10 protein-coding genes and 2 tRNA genes are annotated in these 19345 nt (G+C 40.6%); all 12 read left to right on the top strand.

The genetic code is table 11. The annotated features are described in order from the left end of the window. Positions 1-47 precede the first annotated feature (47 nt). A complete protein-coding gene (locus Epro_RS07045; protein WP_144412022.1) occupies positions 48-593 on the top strand; it encodes a hypothetical protein in 546 nt (181 codons plus the stop codon). Further along, entirely contained in the window at positions 590-10435 is a 9846-nt protein-coding gene (locus Epro_RS01490) for an OmpA family protein (RefSeq protein WP_052569921.1), read from the top strand. Before Epro_RS07045 ends, Epro_RS01490 begins: the two co-directional genes overlap by 4 nt. 147 nt (positions 10436-10582) lie before the next feature. After that, positions 10583-10656, top strand: a tRNA-Ile gene (locus Epro_RS01495). A gap of 102 nt (positions 10657-10758) precedes the next feature. Beyond that, positions 10759-10830, top strand: a tRNA-Val gene (locus Epro_RS01500). Positions 10831-10954: 124 nt separating this feature from the next. Further along, positions 10955-11665, top strand: a complete 711-nt coding sequence (locus tag Epro_RS01505; RefSeq protein ID WP_052569923.1) for a zinc ribbon domain-containing protein — start codon at positions 10955-10957, stop codon at positions 11663-11665. Positions 11666-12109: 444 nt separating this feature from the next. After that, positions 12110-12463, top strand: a complete 354-nt coding sequence (locus Epro_RS01510; protein ID WP_082121457.1) for a sulfite exporter TauE/SafE family protein — start codon at positions 12110-12112, stop codon at positions 12461-12463. Between the two features lies 1 nt (position 12464). Beyond that, positions 12465-13334: a 16S rRNA (cytosine(1402)-N(4))-methyltransferase RsmH gene (rsmH, locus tag Epro_RS01515; RefSeq protein ID WP_052569928.1), complete on the top strand. Its 870-nt coding sequence runs from the start codon at positions 12465-12467 to the stop codon at positions 13332-13334. Continuing rightward, positions 13334-13585, top strand: a complete 252-nt coding sequence (locus Epro_RS01520; protein ID WP_052569930.1) for a hypothetical protein — start codon at positions 13334-13336, stop codon at positions 13583-13585. Before rsmH ends, Epro_RS01520 begins: the two co-directional genes overlap by 1 nt. Before the next feature lies 1 nt (position 13586). Continuing rightward, positions 13587-15308, top strand: coding sequence for a peptidoglycan D,D-transpeptidase FtsI family protein (locus tag Epro_RS01525; RefSeq protein WP_052569932.1), 1722 nt, complete (start codon positions 13587-13589; stop codon positions 15306-15308). After that, a complete protein-coding gene (locus tag Epro_RS01530) occupies positions 15308-16837 on the top strand; it encodes a UDP-N-acetylmuramoyl-L-alanyl-D-glutamate--2,6-diaminopimelate ligase (protein WP_052569934.1) in 1530 nt (509 codons plus the stop codon). The genes Epro_RS01525 and Epro_RS01530 overlap by 1 nt, the downstream gene beginning before the upstream one ends. Then, positions 16837-18237, top strand: a complete 1401-nt coding sequence (locus tag Epro_RS01535; RefSeq protein ID WP_052569936.1) for a UDP-N-acetylmuramoyl-tripeptide--D-alanyl-D-alanine ligase — start codon at positions 16837-16839, stop codon at positions 18235-18237. The genes Epro_RS01530 and Epro_RS01535 overlap by 1 nt, the downstream gene beginning before the upstream one ends. Further along, the gene (mraY, locus tag Epro_RS01540) at positions 18237-19322 is read left to right on the top strand and encodes a phospho-N-acetylmuramoyl-pentapeptide-transferase (protein WP_052569937.1); all 1086 of its coding nucleotides are present in this window, start codon (positions 18237-18239) and stop codon (positions 19320-19322) included. The genes Epro_RS01535 and mraY overlap by 1 nt, the downstream gene beginning before the upstream one ends. Positions 19323-19345 lie beyond the last annotated feature (23 nt).

Genomic DNA, 19345 nt, shown 5'->3' on the forward strand with positions numbered 1-19345 from the left:
ATAATTAAACGCAGTAAAAGTTAATTTTCTTTAAAAAGAGGGCGAGAGTGCAACAAATAAGAAGCACAAACCACCAGCAAGCGCAAAATGCGAACGCCGCCGTTAAATTCCCCTTTTGCAAAAAGAGTGCGAGTGCGCAACAAATAAAAAACATAAGCTACCAGCAAGCACAAAACGTGAGCGCCGCCGTTAAATTTCCCTTTTGCAAAAAGAGTGCGAGTGCGCAACAAATAAAAAACATAAGCTACCAACAAGCACAAAACGTGAGCGCCGCCGTTAAATTCCCCTTTTACAAAAAGAGTGCGAGAGTGCAACAAATAAAAAACATAAGCTACCAACAAGCACAAAATGCGAGCGCCGCCGTTAAATTCCCCTTTTGCAAAAGGGGTGGCAAGGTCAACAACCTTGACGGGGTATTTTCGTTGTTGTCTTTGCCGTTAATTCCAAACTCCTCATTTCTAATTCCTAATTGTATTCCAAATTATCAATATACCTGTAATTCAAACCCTCGTAACCCTAAATACATTGCGGGGTTTTTTTATATTTCTTTACAGTTAAATAAAATACCAAACAAAACAGAGAGGAAAAAATGAAAAAACTATTTTTGTTGCTCATTCCATTGCTTGTGCTGTTGTTTACATTAAAAGCGAACGCTCAAACAAACGTTTCAAGTTTTACATATTTAAATGCCCTTATTATGCAAAACAGCGCGCAAAATATAAGATTAAATGGAACTATTCTCTCTGCCGCAGATTATGGGACTACAGGTACCGGTATAAAAAATATTGATGGAAACAATGCTACTCTTAATGGAAACGGTTTTACAGGGTTTAGGCTTGGCTTATCAAGAAATATTGCATTTACAAATAATATTACAATGCGAAACTTTGTAAGCACATCTACGTTGTATGGCGCAGCAATGGGTGTGTTCGGCAGTACAGTTACATTTACAAACAGTAATGCCAATATCAGCAGCAATACAGCAGCGCAAAGCGGCGGGGCAATATATCTTGAGGGTTCAATGCTCTCAGTTTCATTAAGTACGATAACTTTTATAAATAACAAAGCGGAAAGCTCCTATGGAGGAGCAATTTACGGCTATAATAACAGTAGCATCACGTTCATAAACAGTAATGTGCAATTTTTAAATAATACTGCCACAAATATTAACGGCGGAGCCGTACGCACTGATGCATCAAATTTAAACTTTACCGGCAGCATGGTTTTATTTTCAAGTAACCAAGCTAAATATGGCGGCGGGCTAAGCGTTATCAGAACTACAATGACAGTTGCGGGCAGCACAATAAATTTTATAAATAATACGACTTCCTTAAATGACGGAGGTTTAGACGTAAATGCTTCAAATGTAATTATTAAAAATAGCCTGCTAAACTTCACGCGCAACAGGGCAGATTTACAACAAGCAGGAGGCGCAGGGATTTATTATACTAAAATAGATGTAATAGCAAGCCAAATGATATTTTCAAGTAATACTACTGGTGGGATAGGCGGAGCATCGCTGATAGTAAACACAACAGCAAATTTTATTGACAGTACATTAGCGTTTACAAGTAATACATCTGGCGGTTATGGCAGCGCAATGGCTGTAGTTACTACCGCTACTGTAGTATTTGCAAATTCAAATGTAAAGTTTATTGATAATGCCTCATTATCATCAGATGGAGCAGAAGGCGGAGCATTGTATATTAAAAATGGTTCGCGGGTTACTTTCTCATCTGGGGCAGTAGAATTTAAAGGTAATACCGCCAATAGCAGAGGCGGCGCTCTGTTTCTTTACACAGGTAGCATGCTACAGTTTATAAATGAAGAAGTAAAATTTGAGAATAATAAAACAGTAGTTAATGGAGGAGTGTCACAGCTTGTTCAACACTCAACTATAAGTTTTAGCAATAGTAATGTAGTTGCAAGTAGTAATGTGGCAGGAGATCATGGCGGAGTATTCTCAATGGGTCTATATGGATTTCTTTCGGTTAACAACAGCACAATGGAATATGTAAATAATCAGGCTGACTTTGCTGGCGCATTAAATTTAGATACTAATGCAAGTGCGGTATTTAATAATAGCTATATAAGTTTTACAAGCAATACAGTGGCTACTTTTGGAGGCGCTATATATAATGCCTACAGCAGCGCCGGTATTACATTTACAAACAGCAAGGTAGAATATATCGGCAACAAAGCGGGAATAAACGGCGGAGCAATATACAATACAGGGTTATTAACATTAAATGCGACAGGAGCCGGCGATATAAGATTTACGTCAAACACAGCAAACGGAATATTGAATGATATATATATGACCGGCAGCAGCGCAACGTTGCGTATGTCCGCAAGCGGCGGCAGAGCAATAAAAATGGAAAGCGGGCTTGTGGCGGTTGCAGGCAGCACAGTGGCGTGGACAAGCGCGGCAAATTGGTATTTAGGCGGGGTAAATGAATTTAATAATTTAGGATATTTTAATCTTCCGCAAAACAGTTTTGTTGCAGTAGCCAACGCAACGTTCACATGGACAAATAATACAACGGTAAACAACAATTTTACTCTTACAAATTCTACGCTTAGTTTTACAAACAGCGAAGTGAATTTTAGTAACAATTTGCGCAGCAATGGAGATGGCGGAGCAATATATGCCTATGACAGCAGCGTAAATTTCATTGGCAGCAGTATAACATTTGCAAATAATATAGTTTCCGGTAATCGCTACGGTACCTTAATGATAGACTATAATTCAACCCTTAATGTTAGCAGCAGCGTCATTTTGTATTATGGTAATGAAGCTTATATCGCTTCAGGGTTATTTATATCAAGTAGTGCAATGACAATTACAGACAGCACAATGAATTTTATAAATAATGAATCTTCATACAATAGCACTTGGGATACATGGAGATCAAGTGTAAGTGTAAAAAACAGTGTGTTAAACTTTGTAAATAACAAAGCGGCAAATGTCGGCGGCGGAATTGGAGCTTTTGACTTAGCTGATAATATGATTATTAGCGACAGTCAATTAATGTTTTCAAGCAATACGGCAACTGCAGGAGGAGCAATATTTCTTGGAGGAAGTTTCTTGCCTGATATGTTAATAATTGCAAATAGTACAACAACTTTTTCAAAGAACACTTCCACCGGAGCGGAAAAAGCTATGGTGTATGTAGATGCGACAAATGGAGCAAAAATAAGTTTTACCGGCGGAACGGTAATTTTTTCCAGTCATGTAGGACAGTTTAAATTTATAAATTCAACGGCAGCGTTGGTGTGGAATCCGGACGAAGTGGATTTTATGTATAACTATAATGCAGGCACCGGCGGCGTAAATATGGTGGATATAGAGCCGCTGTTTTCTGAGAATTCAACAAGCAGCATAAATGTTAGAGCGATAGGGAATACAGCGGTAAACAGAAACGGTTTTTTAAATATCGGTAACAACAAGCATTTAGCATTTAATGGGGATGTAGAAATATCAAGTAATCAAAGCGGGGGCGCAGGCGGAGCGATAGATGTTGATTTAAACAGCACGCTATTGTTTTCAGGGGCAAAAGTAATATTTAGCGTTAACAAAAGCACGGGGTATGAAGCAGGAGCGATGAGAATACTTAACAATTCAACGGTAACATTTAACAACAATACGGAAGTAGTATTTGACGCAAATATCGCCGGCGGTACGCAAGCGGGAGCAGTGTATATATTGAGAGATTCAAAGTTAATATTTAACAACAGCGCAGTAAGTTTTACAAATAATAAGGCGCAAACAAATGGCGGAGCGGTGGTATTAAATAGCGGAGGGGAAGCAATATTTAATAATAGCAAGGTAATTTTTGCAAGTAATACGGCAAATTTAGGAGGAGCAATATCGCAAAATTATTATAATCCGCTTGGTGTAGCTTACAGCAGCGTAATATTTAACGGCAGTGAAGTTGAATTCAAATATAACAAAGCGCAAGTAGCTGGCGGCGGAGCGATATGGATTACATCGTCAGGAGCGACAATGTCCATAGCAAGCAAAGCGCTGTTTGAAGGTAATGAAGCGGTAACGGGAAACGGCGGAGCAATATACAACGAGGGGTTATTGGTTTTAGATTTAAGCGGGGGCGCAATAGTATTTAAAGGCAACAAAGCAGGCGGCTTGGGAAATGACATATATAATACAGGATTAATAAACATCACAGGAACAGGGGACATAACAATAAGCAGCGGAATAGCGGGAACGGCAACATCAACAATAACAAAAACCAGCGCAGGGCAAATGCTGATGGCAGGCGACAACAGCGGCTACACAGGCTTGTTCAAACAAAGCGCAGGAACAACAGTGGTAAGCGGAGCATACTTCACAGGAACAAGCAGCATAACGACAAGCGTAATAGAATTAGCAAACGGAACAAGCCTAAGCACAGGAAGCATACAGCTGTGGCAGTCAACAATGAACGTAACAAGCAATGGAAATTTAACATTTGCAGGCAACGTAATAGGCAACGGAAACATAAATAAAACGTCGGCATCAACAGGCGCGTTGACATTAAGCGGCAACAACAGCAATTTCACAGGCTTATTTACGCAAAGCGCCGGAAGAGTAATAGTAAGCAGCGGCTACTTCAACGGACAAAGTAATATTAACGGCGGAAAATTAATATTTGCAACCGGCACGGCAATATCGGCAAATACAAAAGTGGCGCTGGCAGCAGCCGGAAGTTTGGAAATAACAACAAACGGCGATTTAACATTTGGAAATAATTTCTTAACCGGAGCCGGCTCAACAACAAAAACAGGAACGGGAATACTAAACATAACAGGCAACAACAGCGGATACACGGGAACATTTACACAAAGCACAGGAAGCGTAATAGTAAGCAGCAACTACTTCAACGGACAAAGCAACATCAACGGCGGAAAATTAGTATTTGCAACAGGCACAGCAATATCGGCAAACACAAAAGTAACATTAGCAGCGGCAGGAAGTTTAGAAATAACAACAAACGGCGATTTAACATTTGGAAATAATTTCCTAACCGGAACAGGCTCAACAACAAAAACAGGAACAGGAATACTAAACATAACGGGCGACAATAGCGGATACACAGGAGTATTCACGCAAAGCGCAGGAAACGTAATAGTAAGCAGCAACTACTTCAACGGACAAAGCAACATCAACGGCGGAAAATTAATATTTGCAACAGGCACAGCAGTATCGGCAAATACAAAAGTGGCGTTAGCAGCGGCAGGAAGTTTAGAAATAACAACAAACGGCGACTTAACATTTGGAAATAATTTCCTAACCGGAACAGGCTCAACAACAAAAACGGGAACGGGAATACTAAACATAACAGGCAACAATAGCGGATACACGGGAACATTTACACAACAAAGCGCAGGAAGCGTAATAGTAAGCAGCAGCTACTTCAACGGACAAAGCAACATCAACGGCGGAAAATTAATATTTGCAACCGGCACAGCAGTATCGGCAAATACAAAAGTAGCGTTAGCAGCAGCCGGAAGTTTGGAAATAACAACAAACGGCGATTTAACATTTGGAAATAATTTCTTAACCGGAGCAGGCTCAACAACAAAAACAGGAACAGGCATACTAAACATAACAGGCAACAATAGCGGATACACGGGAACATTTACACAACAAAGCGCAGGAAGCGTAATAGTAAGCAGTAACTACTTCAGCGGACAAAGCAACATCAACGGCGGAAAATTAGTATTTGCAACCGGCACGTCAGTATCGGCAAATAATACAAAAGTGGCGCTTGCAGCAGCCGGAAGTTTAGACATCACAACAAACGGCACCCTGACATTTGGAAATAATTTCTTAACCGGAGCAGGCTCAACAACAAAAACGGGAACGGGAATACTAAACATAACAGGCAACAACAGCGGATACACAGGACTATTCACGCAAAGCGCAGGAAGCGTAATAGTAAGCAGTAACTACTTCAACGGACAAAGTAATATTAACGGCGGAAAATTAATATTTGCAACCGGCACAGCAATATCGGCAAATACAAAAGTAGCGTTAGCAGCAGCCGGAAGTTTGGAAATAACAACAAACGGCGACTTAACATTTGGAAATAATTTCCTAACCGGAGCCGGCTCAACAACAAAAACAGGAACAGGAATACTAAACATAACAGGCAACAACAGCGGATACGTAGGCTTGTTCAAACAAACGGCAGGAAAAACGTATGTAACCGGCAGCTACTTCGCAGGCGTGTCGTCAATAACAGGCGGGGTAGTAGAACTTTCAACAGGCTCAAGCATAAGCGGAGGAACAATAGGCTTGTGGAATTCCACGGGCACGTTAGAAATAACAACCGACGCAGATTTAGCATTTGCAGGCAGCGTAATAGGAAACGGCTACATAAATAAAGAGCTGTCGTCAACAGGAACGTTGACATTAACCGGCGACAACAGCGCATTCAACGGCAACTTCACGCAAGAAGCGGGAACAACAACGGTAACGTCGGCAGGGAAAATGTTTGCAGGAACAAATACAATAAGCAACAGCCTGTTAGAAGTATATTCAGCCGACGGAGTATATTACGATGTAAACTTAAGCAGCAACGGCGAGTTAAACCACTACGCAACCAGCCTGTCAAGCGGAAACGTAGGCAGCAATATAAAGTTTACGGCAAGCGGAGCAAACGCGGTGTTTGACAGGGACACAAGCCTTGTGCCGTTGCTTGCAAATTATAATTTGACAAACAAAATAGACAACGGACAAATTAATACGGTAACGTTTAATAATTCGTATGTGGTGCTGCAGTCAACGGACTTTGCAGGAGGCACAACATATAAGTTTAACAACGGCGTAATAGACTTAATGAGCGATGTGCCGCTGTTAACAACAATGACATTCACATTCGGCAGCCTGCAGGTAACAAACGAGGCGTTAAATTTCGCAGTAATATTTAGTTCTGGCGTTGCGCAAAGCGATATGTTAAAAGCAATAAGTTCAACAGGAACGTTAGATTTAGGATTAGTGAGAATTCGCGACGACAAAGACGCGGGGTTAAACGTAGAGCATAGAATAGAAGTGTTAGACGGAATAGAGTTCAACGGCGGCGAAAGCGAAAACATAGCGACAAGCGCGTATGAATACGTAGTAAAAGTAGCGACGGATGATTATCATTATATAGTGTTAACGGCAAGCGCGGCGGCGAACGAATATTCGTTAGACAGCATGAACGTAAAAAATGATCAAAGAGCATTTTTGTATTCGCTGTTAACGGGCACGGCAGTAGTATATCAGGCAGGAAACAGCCTGCACAAAATGAGCAGCGGAACGTTTACGGTAGCAGGATACGATAATGACGCAACAAAGAGCATATTGTCTGGAACGCTGTATTGGAGCACAAACACAACAACGGGAAGAGGAACATTCTTTAATATAGAAAATAACACAAACGTAAACTTCACATTGCAAGATTTAGCAATAGAAAACGCGCAAGCCAACGGCGATTACGCAAGCGACCCAACAATAGGAAGAACAGACACAAACGGATCAGTATTAAGAATGTTAGACGCAGCGTCAACGGCAACAATACAGAATGTAATAATAAGGAATAACCAAGCCAACGGAGCAGGAGGGGCAATATGGTTAAGCGCGGGAAAAGTAAACATGTCAAGCGTAGTAATAACAAATAACGAAGCGGCAGGAAACGGAGGAGCAATAGCGGCGTTAGGCGCAATAATAAACGCAGTCGGGAATATAAATATAACAAGCAACAAAACAACAGCAGGAAGCGGAGGAGCGCTATACGCAGGAGCAGGAAGCACAATAACGTTTAATAACGGCGTAATATTTGAATACAATGAAGCGCAAATAAACGGAGGAGCAATAAACAGCAACTTGGCGGATATAGCGTTTAACGGAAACGCAACGTTTACAAACAACAAAGCGTTAACGGGAAGCGGAGGAGCAATCTACGCAGTGGACGATTTAGTCTTTGACGGAGCAAACGTAGATTTCACCGGAAACGAAGCGTTGAGCGGAAACGGCGGAGCAATATTTGCCGACGACACAATACTAACAATAAAGAACGCAGTGATGACGTTCATGAATAATAAATCGTTGCTTGGCGGAGCAGTTTACGCAAGCAACAATTCAAACATAACATTGTCGGGTCGTGGAAGTTTTACAGGAAATGAAGCAACAACAAATGGGGCAGCGGTTTACGTAACAGGCGGCAGCACAGTAACAATAGAAGCCGCAAACGGCGATATAATATTTAGCGGCAACAAAGCCGCCGGAACGCCAAACGACATATACGCGGACAACAATAGCCGACTAAATTTAATAACCTCCGGAACCAACACAATAAGTATAGCAGGAGGAATATTAAGCAACACAGCCGGCACGGGAGTAGCAGTAAACAAAACCGGAACAGGAACGCTCTTGCTTGGCGGGGATAACGAAGTCTGGGGCAGCTTCACAGCGACAGCGGGAAAAGTAGAATTGTTAGGAGCAGCAAGCTACAAAGGAAACAGTTTAATGTTAAATAACACAATATTTAACATGACCGACGACATAGACTTTGACGGCAGCTACTTAAACACAGTAAATGTCAAAACGTTTGAAAGCGACACGCAAATGTTGATGGACGTGTTTGAAAATGGAACAAGCGACCAAGTGTTTGCCGACAGCGCCACAATAGGCGGTGACTTAACGTTGAAAGTAGAAACGGGCAACTACAATAACGATACGTATTACGATTTAATAATATCAACGGTAAACCAAATATACGGAGCGTTCACAAGCTCGCAAATAGTAACAAACGGATTAACAAACCTGCAAAGCAAAATATATTACGAACAGTTTACATCGTCGGAAGTAATAAGATTGTGGCTGAGAGGCGTGTATAATTCAAATTTTGAAAGTATTGGTAACGCAACGTTTAACCAAACGGAAGTAGCAAAAGCGTTTGACAAGTTGTCGGTAGATAACACAGTAGCGGTGCATCAGTTTATAAGCAACCTGTGGAACAGCGGCGCATATACAAACGAAGAAAAAAAGAGCATATTGTCGGAAATATCGCCGTATTTCATAACAAACGTAATAGAAAGCGCAGCGCAAGACAGCGACAATAACGAGCTGTATGACAGAATAAAAAACCACAGCAGAAGGGAACACACAAACAGCGCAATATGGGCGCAAGTAACGGGAGGAAACACAAAGTTAGGCGGCGATGAAAACAGCCTTGGCGAATACAAAGATAACCGATACGGGGTAATGGCAGGGTTTGACATATACTTTGGAAGCATGAGCAGCATAAACAAAACGATGTTGGGAATATATGTAAATTATAAAGACCACAGCATAACCCAGCAGGAAAGCAAAGCAACGCTAAATAAAATGGGATTAGGCTTCTACGGCGGATATATAGAAGAAAGCTACGAAATAAAAGCAATGATAAGCGGAAGTAAAGACAGCTACGAAACAACAAGAGCAATAAAGCTGAACGGATTTGCAGCCGACAGAACGGCAAGCGGAAAGTTTGACGGATTAACGTTAGGAGCGGACGTAGAAGGCGCATTGAAATACAAAATAGGAAACAACACAAACTTCAGACCATACGCAGGAGCAGAATTAAAGAACGTGAGCTACGACGGCTTCACAGAAACCGGAGCAAGCGAACTAAATCTAAAAGTAGAAGCAGGCAACTATTTAAGAACAACCGCAAGGTTAGGAGCGGGAGTAAACTACGACGATAAGACATGGGCAGGATATGTAAACTTGGAAGGAAAATACTTATTAACAGGAAAGAAATACGAAATAGAAAGCGTATTTGAAGGAACGGATGTGAAGTTCTTAAGCCGAGGCTACGAAGAAAACGGGTTGATATTAGGAGCAACATTAGGCGGAAGCGTGAGAATAACCGAAGGCCTAAAATTCTTCATAAACGCCAACGCCCACACAGCCGAAAAGTTCACAAACCTCTACGGAAACGCCGGCTTAAGATACAACTTCTGCGGCATAACGCACAAAGAAAAACCAGCGCCCGTCCCCGCGCCGGTGGTAGTAGAACAACAACCAAAATCGGAAATAGAAGAACAGGCGAAGCCTGCGAATAAACAAATACAGCCTTACAGAGCGCAAATAGCAAACTTTGACACAAACAAACATTTGTTGAAGACTAACCACGTAAGCAGCATAAAAGAGCACGCAGATTACATAAAACAGCACGAGTATAACAAAGTAGTAATAGAAGGACACACAGACAGCACGGGAAATGAGAAAGTAAATCAGCCGCTGTCCGAAAGAAGAGCGCAGAGCGTATATAATGAGCTGGCAAACAACGGAATACCAAAAGAGAAAATGGAAATAGTAGGACATTCGTCAAAGAACCCGGTTGATACCAACAAAACAAAAAAAGGAAGAGCCAACAACAGAAGAACAGAAATTGTTGTTGAATAACAAAAATGAAAAAGCCGCCGCGTCTTCGGGACTTTGTTCCTGCGACGCGGCAAGCTTTGTCGTTATGCCGCACAGCATTTGTTATAGTTTGACTAACTTTCTATTTTTAAGTATAATCTTTTCCGTTGCTTTCAATTGTTGTTATACGGGCCTGTAGCTCAGTTGGTTAGAGCACTCGACTCATAATCGAATGGTCGTAGGTTCAAGTCCTACCAGGCCCAAATTAAAACTTAATTTGCTGTTAACGAAACTCTTGAGAAATCAAGGGTTTTTTTATTTGCCCCATAGTATAAAAACTTGCTATAATTCAAGAAACAAAATGAGGGTATGTAGCTCAGCGGAAGAGCACTCGCCTCACACGCGAGTGGTCGTAGGTTCAAACCCTACCATACCCATTTTTGCCTCGGCTTTTGTGATTATACTTCATTGCAGCGCTTGTCATTTAGGTTTCGTCTAATCGCAAAATCTTTCGCAAAAACTTATTTTTTAGTTTTTGTTGATTTAAATATAGGAGTGTTCATGGAAAATTTAAGACAGGATTTAGAGACGTTATGTCTTGTTCAAGATTATGATATTAAAATTGTCAAAGCTAAAGAAATAATTCGGAATGCGCCTCATCTTGCGGCGTTAAAAAAGAAAGAGCTTGACGCTAAAAAAGCCGAAACGGAAGTTCAAAAGAAAAATTTTGTTGCGTTAAATTCCGCGAAAAAAGAAAAAGAAGCTTTGCTTGATTCAAAAGAAAAAGCTATAGGCAAACATTCTTCCGAACTTAATTCGGCAAAATCCAATGATATTTACAAAACGCTTCTTTTAGCAATAGAAAAAGAAAAAGCCGACATAAGCATTATTGAAGATGAAGTTTTGGAATTGCTTACAAAAATAGACGCGGAAGCCGTTGTAGTAAAATCTGCGGAAGCGGCGCTCAAAGAGTTTGAACAAAAAATAAGCGAAGAAATTTTTAAAATAAACGCTTCCGCAAAAGAACAGGAAGAAGCCGTAGAAACTTTTAAAACAGAACGCGACCGGCGCAAAGCCGGAGTAAGCAAAAATATTTTAGACCAGTATGAGAGAATCTGCGAAGGCCGCGACGGAATGGGAATAGCTCTTGTTGAAGCCGACAGTTGCGGCGGCTGCAGCATGACGTTAAGACCGCAGCTTGTAAATCAAGCGCAAAAGAGCACTGAAATAGTTTACTGCGACAATTGTTCAAGAATACTTTTTAAAAAATAAATTAACAGCGGCAGTTGCCGTTTGCAGCTGTCGTTAATTCTCAATTCTAAATTCTCAATTTTCAATTGTTGTTTTTATGGGGCGGACGCGCAATCGCTTTGCTTTATGTTTTTGCAAAGAGGAAAGTCCGGACTTTACTGTCGTAAGAGAGGCTTTGGCAAACCTTACGGCAAAAACGGTAGCAGGCAATTCCTGCAGGGCGCAAGCCTAAAGGTGCGAGCAGAGACGCCACTCTCAGAAATGAGATGGTATCCTTCGGGATAAGCTTTTACGGAAACGTAAAAGGTGAAACGGCTAAATCCTTACCGGAAAGCAAGGCGGAAGTTTCGCCGCTTGACCGTTAAAAGCGATTTTAACGGCAGAGAAATGATTGCACCCGCAAGGGAACAGAATTCGGTGTATAGTCCGCCCTTAAAAACAATAATTTCAACTTAATTTAAAATTATGGAAATAATAACTTGCATAGCCATCGGCGTTGCCGGTGGAATTTTAAGCGGTCTTATGGGCGTAGGCGGAGGGATTGTTCTAATTCCTCTTATGGTTATTTTTTTGCATATGGGTCAGCATCAGGCGCAGGGGACTTCTCTTGCCATAATAATGTTAAGCTTTGTTTCAATGTTTGTTTATTACAAAAAAGGGCACGTGAATCTTACGGTGGCGGCGCTTATAGGCATAGGTTTTATAATCGGCGGGCTTATCGGCGCGCATTTTGCTACGTCTATTCCCGAGCACGCGTTGAAGAAAATTTTTGCGGTGCTTATGATAGTTGTCGCCGTGAAAATGCTGGTTTTTAAATAAAATGTATCATATATCCGTTATGCCTTCAGAGTCGTCGCAATATCTTGTAAACAACGAAAACGGTCTGTATGTGGACTGTACTTTCGGCGGCGGCGGGCACAGTTTATATTTGCTCAAAAAACATAAAAATATAAAAATTATAGCTTTTGACTGGGACAGCGACGCTTTTGCCAGATTTCAGGAAACTCAAAAATTATTTGACGGAAGGCTTACTTTTATAAAAGATAATTTTAAAAATATAAAAGCTGCGCTTGCGGCGATAAACGTTAAAAAGGTTGACGGTATTTTAGCGGACGTCGGCGTGTCGTCAAAACAGTTTGACGATATGGACAGAGGTTTTTCTTTCAACTCTAAAGTTTTGGATATGAGAATGGACGTCAGCAATCCTCTGACGGCTAAAGAAGTAATAAACTCTTTTTCACAAGACGAACTTGCCGATATTTTTTACCGATACGGGCAGGAATACCGCTCAAGACAAATTGCGCAGGCTATTTACGAAAGAAGAAAACGCGGAGTAATAAATACGGCGTTGGAGCTTCAGGACATAATTCGCAGCGTGAAACGTCCGGAAGGAAAAATAAATCCGGCGACAAAAGTTTTTCAGGCGCTTAGAATATTTGTAAATAAAGAACTTGAAAATCTTGAAGGACTTCTTACGGATGCTTGCGAAGTTTTATCTTTCGGCGGGAGAATAGTAATAATAAGTTTTCACTCTCTTGAAGATTCCATAGTAAAGAAAAATTTTAAAGAAAATTCCGCAAACGGAATTTATAAAATTCTCACAAAGAAAGTAGTAATTGCTTCGGATGAAGAAATGCGCGGCAATCCTCGTTCGCGCAGCGCTAAAATAAGAGCGGCGGAGAGAGTTTGATGAAAAAACTCCTGTTGGTTTTGGCAATAATATTATTTAGCGTGTTTGTTTACATTTGGGAGCAGGTTTACGCGCCTATTGTGGGCGTTAAAGTTAACGAGTTAAACGACGAGCTTGATAAAGTAAGCACCGAAAATGAAAATTTAATGTTTAAAATAAATTCCATTCTCGCTCTTGAAAAACTTGATAAAATTGCCAAAGACAAAAATTTGTATAAGCCCGATGAAACTGCAATTGTGGAAGTAGATTAAAATGATAAATACAAAAAACAGACACGATAAAAGAAGAAAAGCGATTGCCGCTGCAGTCCTTTTCATTTTTTTTGCTTTATTTATAAGACTTGTTTCCATACAAATTTTTAAATCTTCGGAAATAAATTATACCGTAGAAAAAATGGTGCGCAGAGAAACGCTTGAGGCTCCAAGGCGCGGCGATATTCTTGACGCCCGAGGGAGAACTCTTGCCACAAGCGTAAAAAAGTACACTCTGTTTATAGATCCCCAGTCCGCTAAAGATTATCCGGAAATAAAAAAAGTTCTTCTCAATTACGGAATTAAAATTAAACAAAGAGCTATTGAAGAGTTTGGCGATACGGCATATTTTCCCGTGGCTTTCAATATAGACGACGAAACCATGAGAAAAATAAGAAATGAAAAACTTACGGGCATAGGGTTTAACTGGAAATACGTCCGGCAGTATCCTGAAAACAGATTGTTGGCGCATATTCTCGGCGTAACAGATTCCGACGGAATAGGGCTTGAAGGTATTGAAAAGGTTTGCGAAGGGTATCTGTCCGGAGACAAAGTTATCACAAGACAATATCGCGACGGCAAAGGCAGAATTATAAACGATAAAATTGTAGATAAAGAAAAAATTCAAGGATTGGACGTAACTCTTACAATAGATAAAAACGTTCAGTTTATCGCCGAACAGGAGCTTCGTAAAGCGTTCGGCGGATTTAAAGCTTTAAAAGCGGCGTGTATTGTGCAAAATCCTAAAACCGGCGAAATATTGGCGATGGTTTCTTTCCCTGATTTTGATATTTCCGGTAAAATAAAAAATGTCGGAGAGTTGCGAAATGCCGCTATAAGCGACGGGTTTGAGCCCGGGTCAACATTTAAAATAGTGGCTATTGCGGCGGCGCTGGAAGAAAGTAAAATAACTTTGGCGGAAAATTTTTACCTTGAAAACGGCAAGTATAAAATTTACAAGCATACCATAAACGACGATCACAAGCTGCCGGGCAGCGCAACTGCCGTAAAGATTATGGAGCAGTCGTCAAATATAGGTCTTGTAAAAATAGCGCAAAAGCTCGGCACGCCGCTTTTTTACGAATACATAAGAAAATTCGGATTTAATTCTTTAAGCGGAATAGATTTGCCGGGCGAAGCCAGAGGATTGCTCAGCGATAAAGAAAAATGGGACGGTTTGTCTTTGCCGTCTATTTCTTTCGGGCAAAGTCTTAACGTAACCGCTTTGCAGCTTGTAAATTCTTACTCCGTTATCGCAAACGGAGGCGTTCTTATGAAACCTATTTTAATTAAAAATATTGATAAAATTGACGTTAAGCAGGATTTTGAATTTGCTCCGAAAGAAGTGCGCAGAGTAATATCCGAAGAGACAGCCGCAAATTTAAGAAAAATTTTAAAAAGCGTAGTGGATAACGGAACAGGTAAAGCCGCAAAAGCCGGAGGCTACACCACAGCCGGAAAGACGGGAACCGCGCAGAAGTATGACCCGTCAATAAAAAGATATTCTTCTAAAAATTACATAGCGTCTTTTTGCGGTTTCGTTCCGGCGGAAAATCCGCAGATAACCGTTTTGGTAGTTATAGACAGTCCGAAAGGCAGCGATTATTACGCAGCGTCGGTTGCTGCGCCGGTATTTGCAAAAATTGCGCAAAGAACGGCGGAATATCTGAATATTCCAAAAGATGATTTAAGCGTTAAAAATAATGATAAGAGAGCCAAATAATGAAACTGAAAGATATTTTGCCTTTAAATAATGAAAAATTTTACGGCGACGGCGAAACTGAAATTTCAGGCGTTTCTTACGACTCAAGAAAAGTAAAAAAAGGATTTTTATTTTTTGCTCTTCCCGGACATCAAACGGACGGGAAAAAATATATCCGCGACGCTATTGCAAACGGAGCTGTTGTTATAGTCAGCGATGCTTACGATAAAGATATTAAAGTTGCGCAAATAGAATCCGGCGATGTTTTTGGTTTTATGTCTTTGTTTTGCGCAAAATTTTTTAACTATCCCGACAGAGAATTAACGATTCTGGGAATTACCGGCACAAACGGCAAAACAACCGTAACTTATATGATTGAAAGCATTCTCGCAAATCTCGGCGTTTCATGCGGCGTTATCGGAACTGTAAACTACAGATACGGCGGAAAAGTTATTGAAGCGTCAAACACTACGCCGCAGTCTTTAGACGTTTATAAAATGATGAGAGAAATGTCCGACGGCGGCGTTAAACATCTTGCTATGGAAGTTTCTTCACACGCGTTAAGTTTAGGGCGCGTAGGCGGGATAGATTTTGATACGGCTGTTTTTACAAATTTAACGCAAGATCATCTTGATTTTCATAAGACCATGGAAAATTATTTTCAAGCTAAAGCATCGTTGTTTAAAAGTCTCGGCGTCGGCAAAAAAAATAATACAAAGTTTGCTATAATTAACGTTGACGACGATTACGGAATCCGGCTTTCAAAAATGTCGTTAAATGCCGAAATAAAATCTTACTCGGCGGCGGCAGAAAATAAGTCTGATTTCCACGCTGAAAATATTTTCATATCGGCAAGCGGCAGCAAATTTGACGCGTTGTATAACGGGCAGACGCAAAATATAAGTATTAAACATATAGGCCTTCACAACGTCCACAATGCGCTTGCTTCTTTGGCTGCCGTCGTATGTCTCGGATATTCTTTTGATAAAACGGCTGCCGCTTTAAGCGCTTCAACGCAGGCGCCGGGAAGACTTGAAAGAGTGGATACTAAAAATTTAGGGTTTGAAGTCGCCGTGGATTACGCTCACACGGAAGACGCTTTAAAAAATGTTTTGGCTGCAATTAAGAATTTAAATCCTCAAAGAATTATAACGGTGTTTGGCGCAGGCGGGGACAGAGACAGAACCAAAAGACCTCTTATGGGCAAAACCGCAACGGAGATGAGCGATTTTGTTTTTGTAACTTCCGATAATCCGAGAACGGAAGACCCCGAAAAAATTATTTTAGACATTGAAGTCGGCATAAAAAAAGCCGGCAAAAAAAATTATAAAGTTGTTGTTGACAGAGAGCAGGCTATTAAGGAAGCCGTTGTAATGGCGGAAAAAGGCGACGTGGTTTTGATTGCGGGCAAAGGTCACGAAACTTATCAAATTATAGGAACCCAAAAAACGCATTTTAACGACGCGGAAATTGCGCTAAAATATATAATTGTCAAAGAAAAACAACGGTTGCAAGCCAGACAGCTTGGACAAAAGGAGTTCGGTTTTTAATGGAGTCGTTTTATCTTAAAGAACTCATCACTGCGGTAAAGGGAAAATTTCTTATAGGCGACCCTAAACTGTCGGTAAAAAATATTTCAATAGATTCCCGCACGGTAAAAAAGGGCGAAGTTTTTTTCGCTATTAAAGGCGAAAATTACGACGGACACAATTTTATCGGCGAAGCGGTATCGCGCGGAGCCTCGGCAATAGTGTGTTCGCAATACGATATTGGTCTTGTGAAACCTTTTCCGTCTTTTCCCGCTGTAGTAAAAGTGGACGATACCGTTATAGCTTTGGGGGATTTGGCAAAAGCTTACAGAAAGCGTTTCAAAGATATAAAAATTGTGGGGATTACAGGTTCAAACGGAAAAACTACGACTAAAGAAATTCTTTCTTCAATTTTAAACACGCAGGGAAAAACAGTTTCAAACAAGGGAAATTTTAATAACAGAATAGGGCTGCCTTTATCAATTTTAAATCTTACTTCAGACGTTAAATACGGAGTTTTTGAACTTGGTACGTCTGTTAAAGGCGAAATTAAAATTCTTTCGGATATTCTATGTCCGGACATAGCGATAATTACAAATATCGGCTGCTCTCATCTTGAAACTTTTGTAAATCCCGAAGGCGTATATGAAGAAAAAAAGGCGCTTCTGGACGCGATTGCCGGCTGGAGCTTTGCCGTTGTCAATAAAGACGACGAATATTTAAAAAATGCCGTTGCTGCCGGCGGAGCAAAAATAATTTCTTTTGCAATTGCAAATAATGCTGATGTTACGGCAAAAAATATATCGCTAAGATCCGGCGGTCAGCTTTTTGAACTTCATTACGGCAAAGGTTTTGTTTACGTAAATATGCCGTCAAAAGGCAAGTTTAACGTGTTAAACGCTCTTGGCGCTTCAGCTGCGGCTTTGGGTTTGGGATGTTCTCTTGAAGATGTGAAAAAGGGCATAGAAAATTTTAAAGCGCCGGCTATGAGAATGGAAACTATTGTAACAAAACGCGGAGTTACGCTTATAAACGACGCTTATAATGCAAACCCTTCTTCCGTCAGAGAATCTATTAATGCTGTTTTAGAGGCTTATCCGTCAAGCGAAATAAATCTTGTTCTGGGCGATATGCTTGAGCTTGGGGAAAATTCCGCGCTTTATCATAAAGAACTCGGAAAATTTATATCGGATAAAAAAATTAAATCCGTTTATCTTGCGGGAGAAATGAGTTTTTACACAAAAGAATCTGCAGGAAAGAAAGTTGTTTTTTATTGCGGCAAATCGTCGGATTTATTTGCGGCGCTTAAAAAATCCGGTGCAAATAAGAAATCGGTATTTTTGTTTAAAGGTTCGCGCGGCATGAAGCTTGAAAATACATATAAAAAATTCTTTGAATTCTTGGAAAATGAGGAAAAATAATGCTCTACCACATTTTTTACGCTCTTAGAGACGTGTTTACGCCGTTTAATGTTTTTCAATACATTACTTTCAGAGCCGGCGGCGCAGTGCTTACAAGTCTTATTATTTGTTTTATTATCGGCCCATACGTAATACGAAAATTAACAGAGCTTAAAGTGGGGCAAACCGTTAGAACAGACGGGCCGGCTACGCATCAGTGTAAAAGCGGAACGCCTACGATGGGCGGAGTTATCATACTTATTTCAATAGTCAGTTCTGTTTTGTTGTGGGCAAGGCTTGATAACAGATTTATACTTTGGCTTATCGCAGGCGCTTTGTGGCTTGGATTTTTAGGTTTTTGGGACGATTACCTTAAACTTAAAGGAAAAAACACAAAAGGCGTGTCCGCAAAAGGAAAACTGTTTTTTCAAACGGTGTTTGCCGCAACGCTTGCGGCTTATTTAAGCGCATTTCCGGCAAATCCGGAATATGCAACTCTTGTAAATGTTCCGTTTCTTAAAAGTTTTTTTGTAAATTTATCATTTTTATACATAGTGTTTGCCATGATAATTGTTGTAGGAAGTTCAAATGCGGTGAATTTAACCGATGGGCTTGACGGGCTTGCAATAGGCAACATAGTTATTGTGGCTTTTACGCTGGCTGTTTTTGCATATCTTGCGGGCACTGTTCCCGTGGCAAATTATCTTAAGATAATTCCCGTTTCCGGCGCGGCGGAAATATCTGTTTTTCTTGCGGCAATTGTCGGGTCCGGGCTTGGGTTTTTGTGGTATAACTCTTATCCGGCTCAAGTGTTTATGGGCGATACGGGAAGTTTGTTTCTCGGCGGAGTTTTGGGTATGTCTTCCATATTTATTAAGCAGGAGCTTATCCTTCTTCTTCTGGGCGGCGTGTTTGTGGCTGAAGCCGTGTCTGTTATGATACAAATATCATATTACAAAAGAACCAAACAAAGATTTTTTAGAATGGCTCCGCTTCACCATCATTTTGAAATGAGCGGACTTTCGGAAACCAAAGTTACAATACGGTTTTGGATTATAGGAATACTTCTTGCTATTTTGTCTTTTGCGTCTTTAAAACTCAGATAAAATTACTTTAAAGGATTGCTTAA

The organism is Endomicrobium proavitum (genome assembly GCF_001027545.1).
GTDB classification, from domain to species: domain Bacteria; phylum Elusimicrobiota; class Endomicrobiia; order Endomicrobiales; family Endomicrobiaceae; genus Endomicrobium; species Endomicrobium proavitum.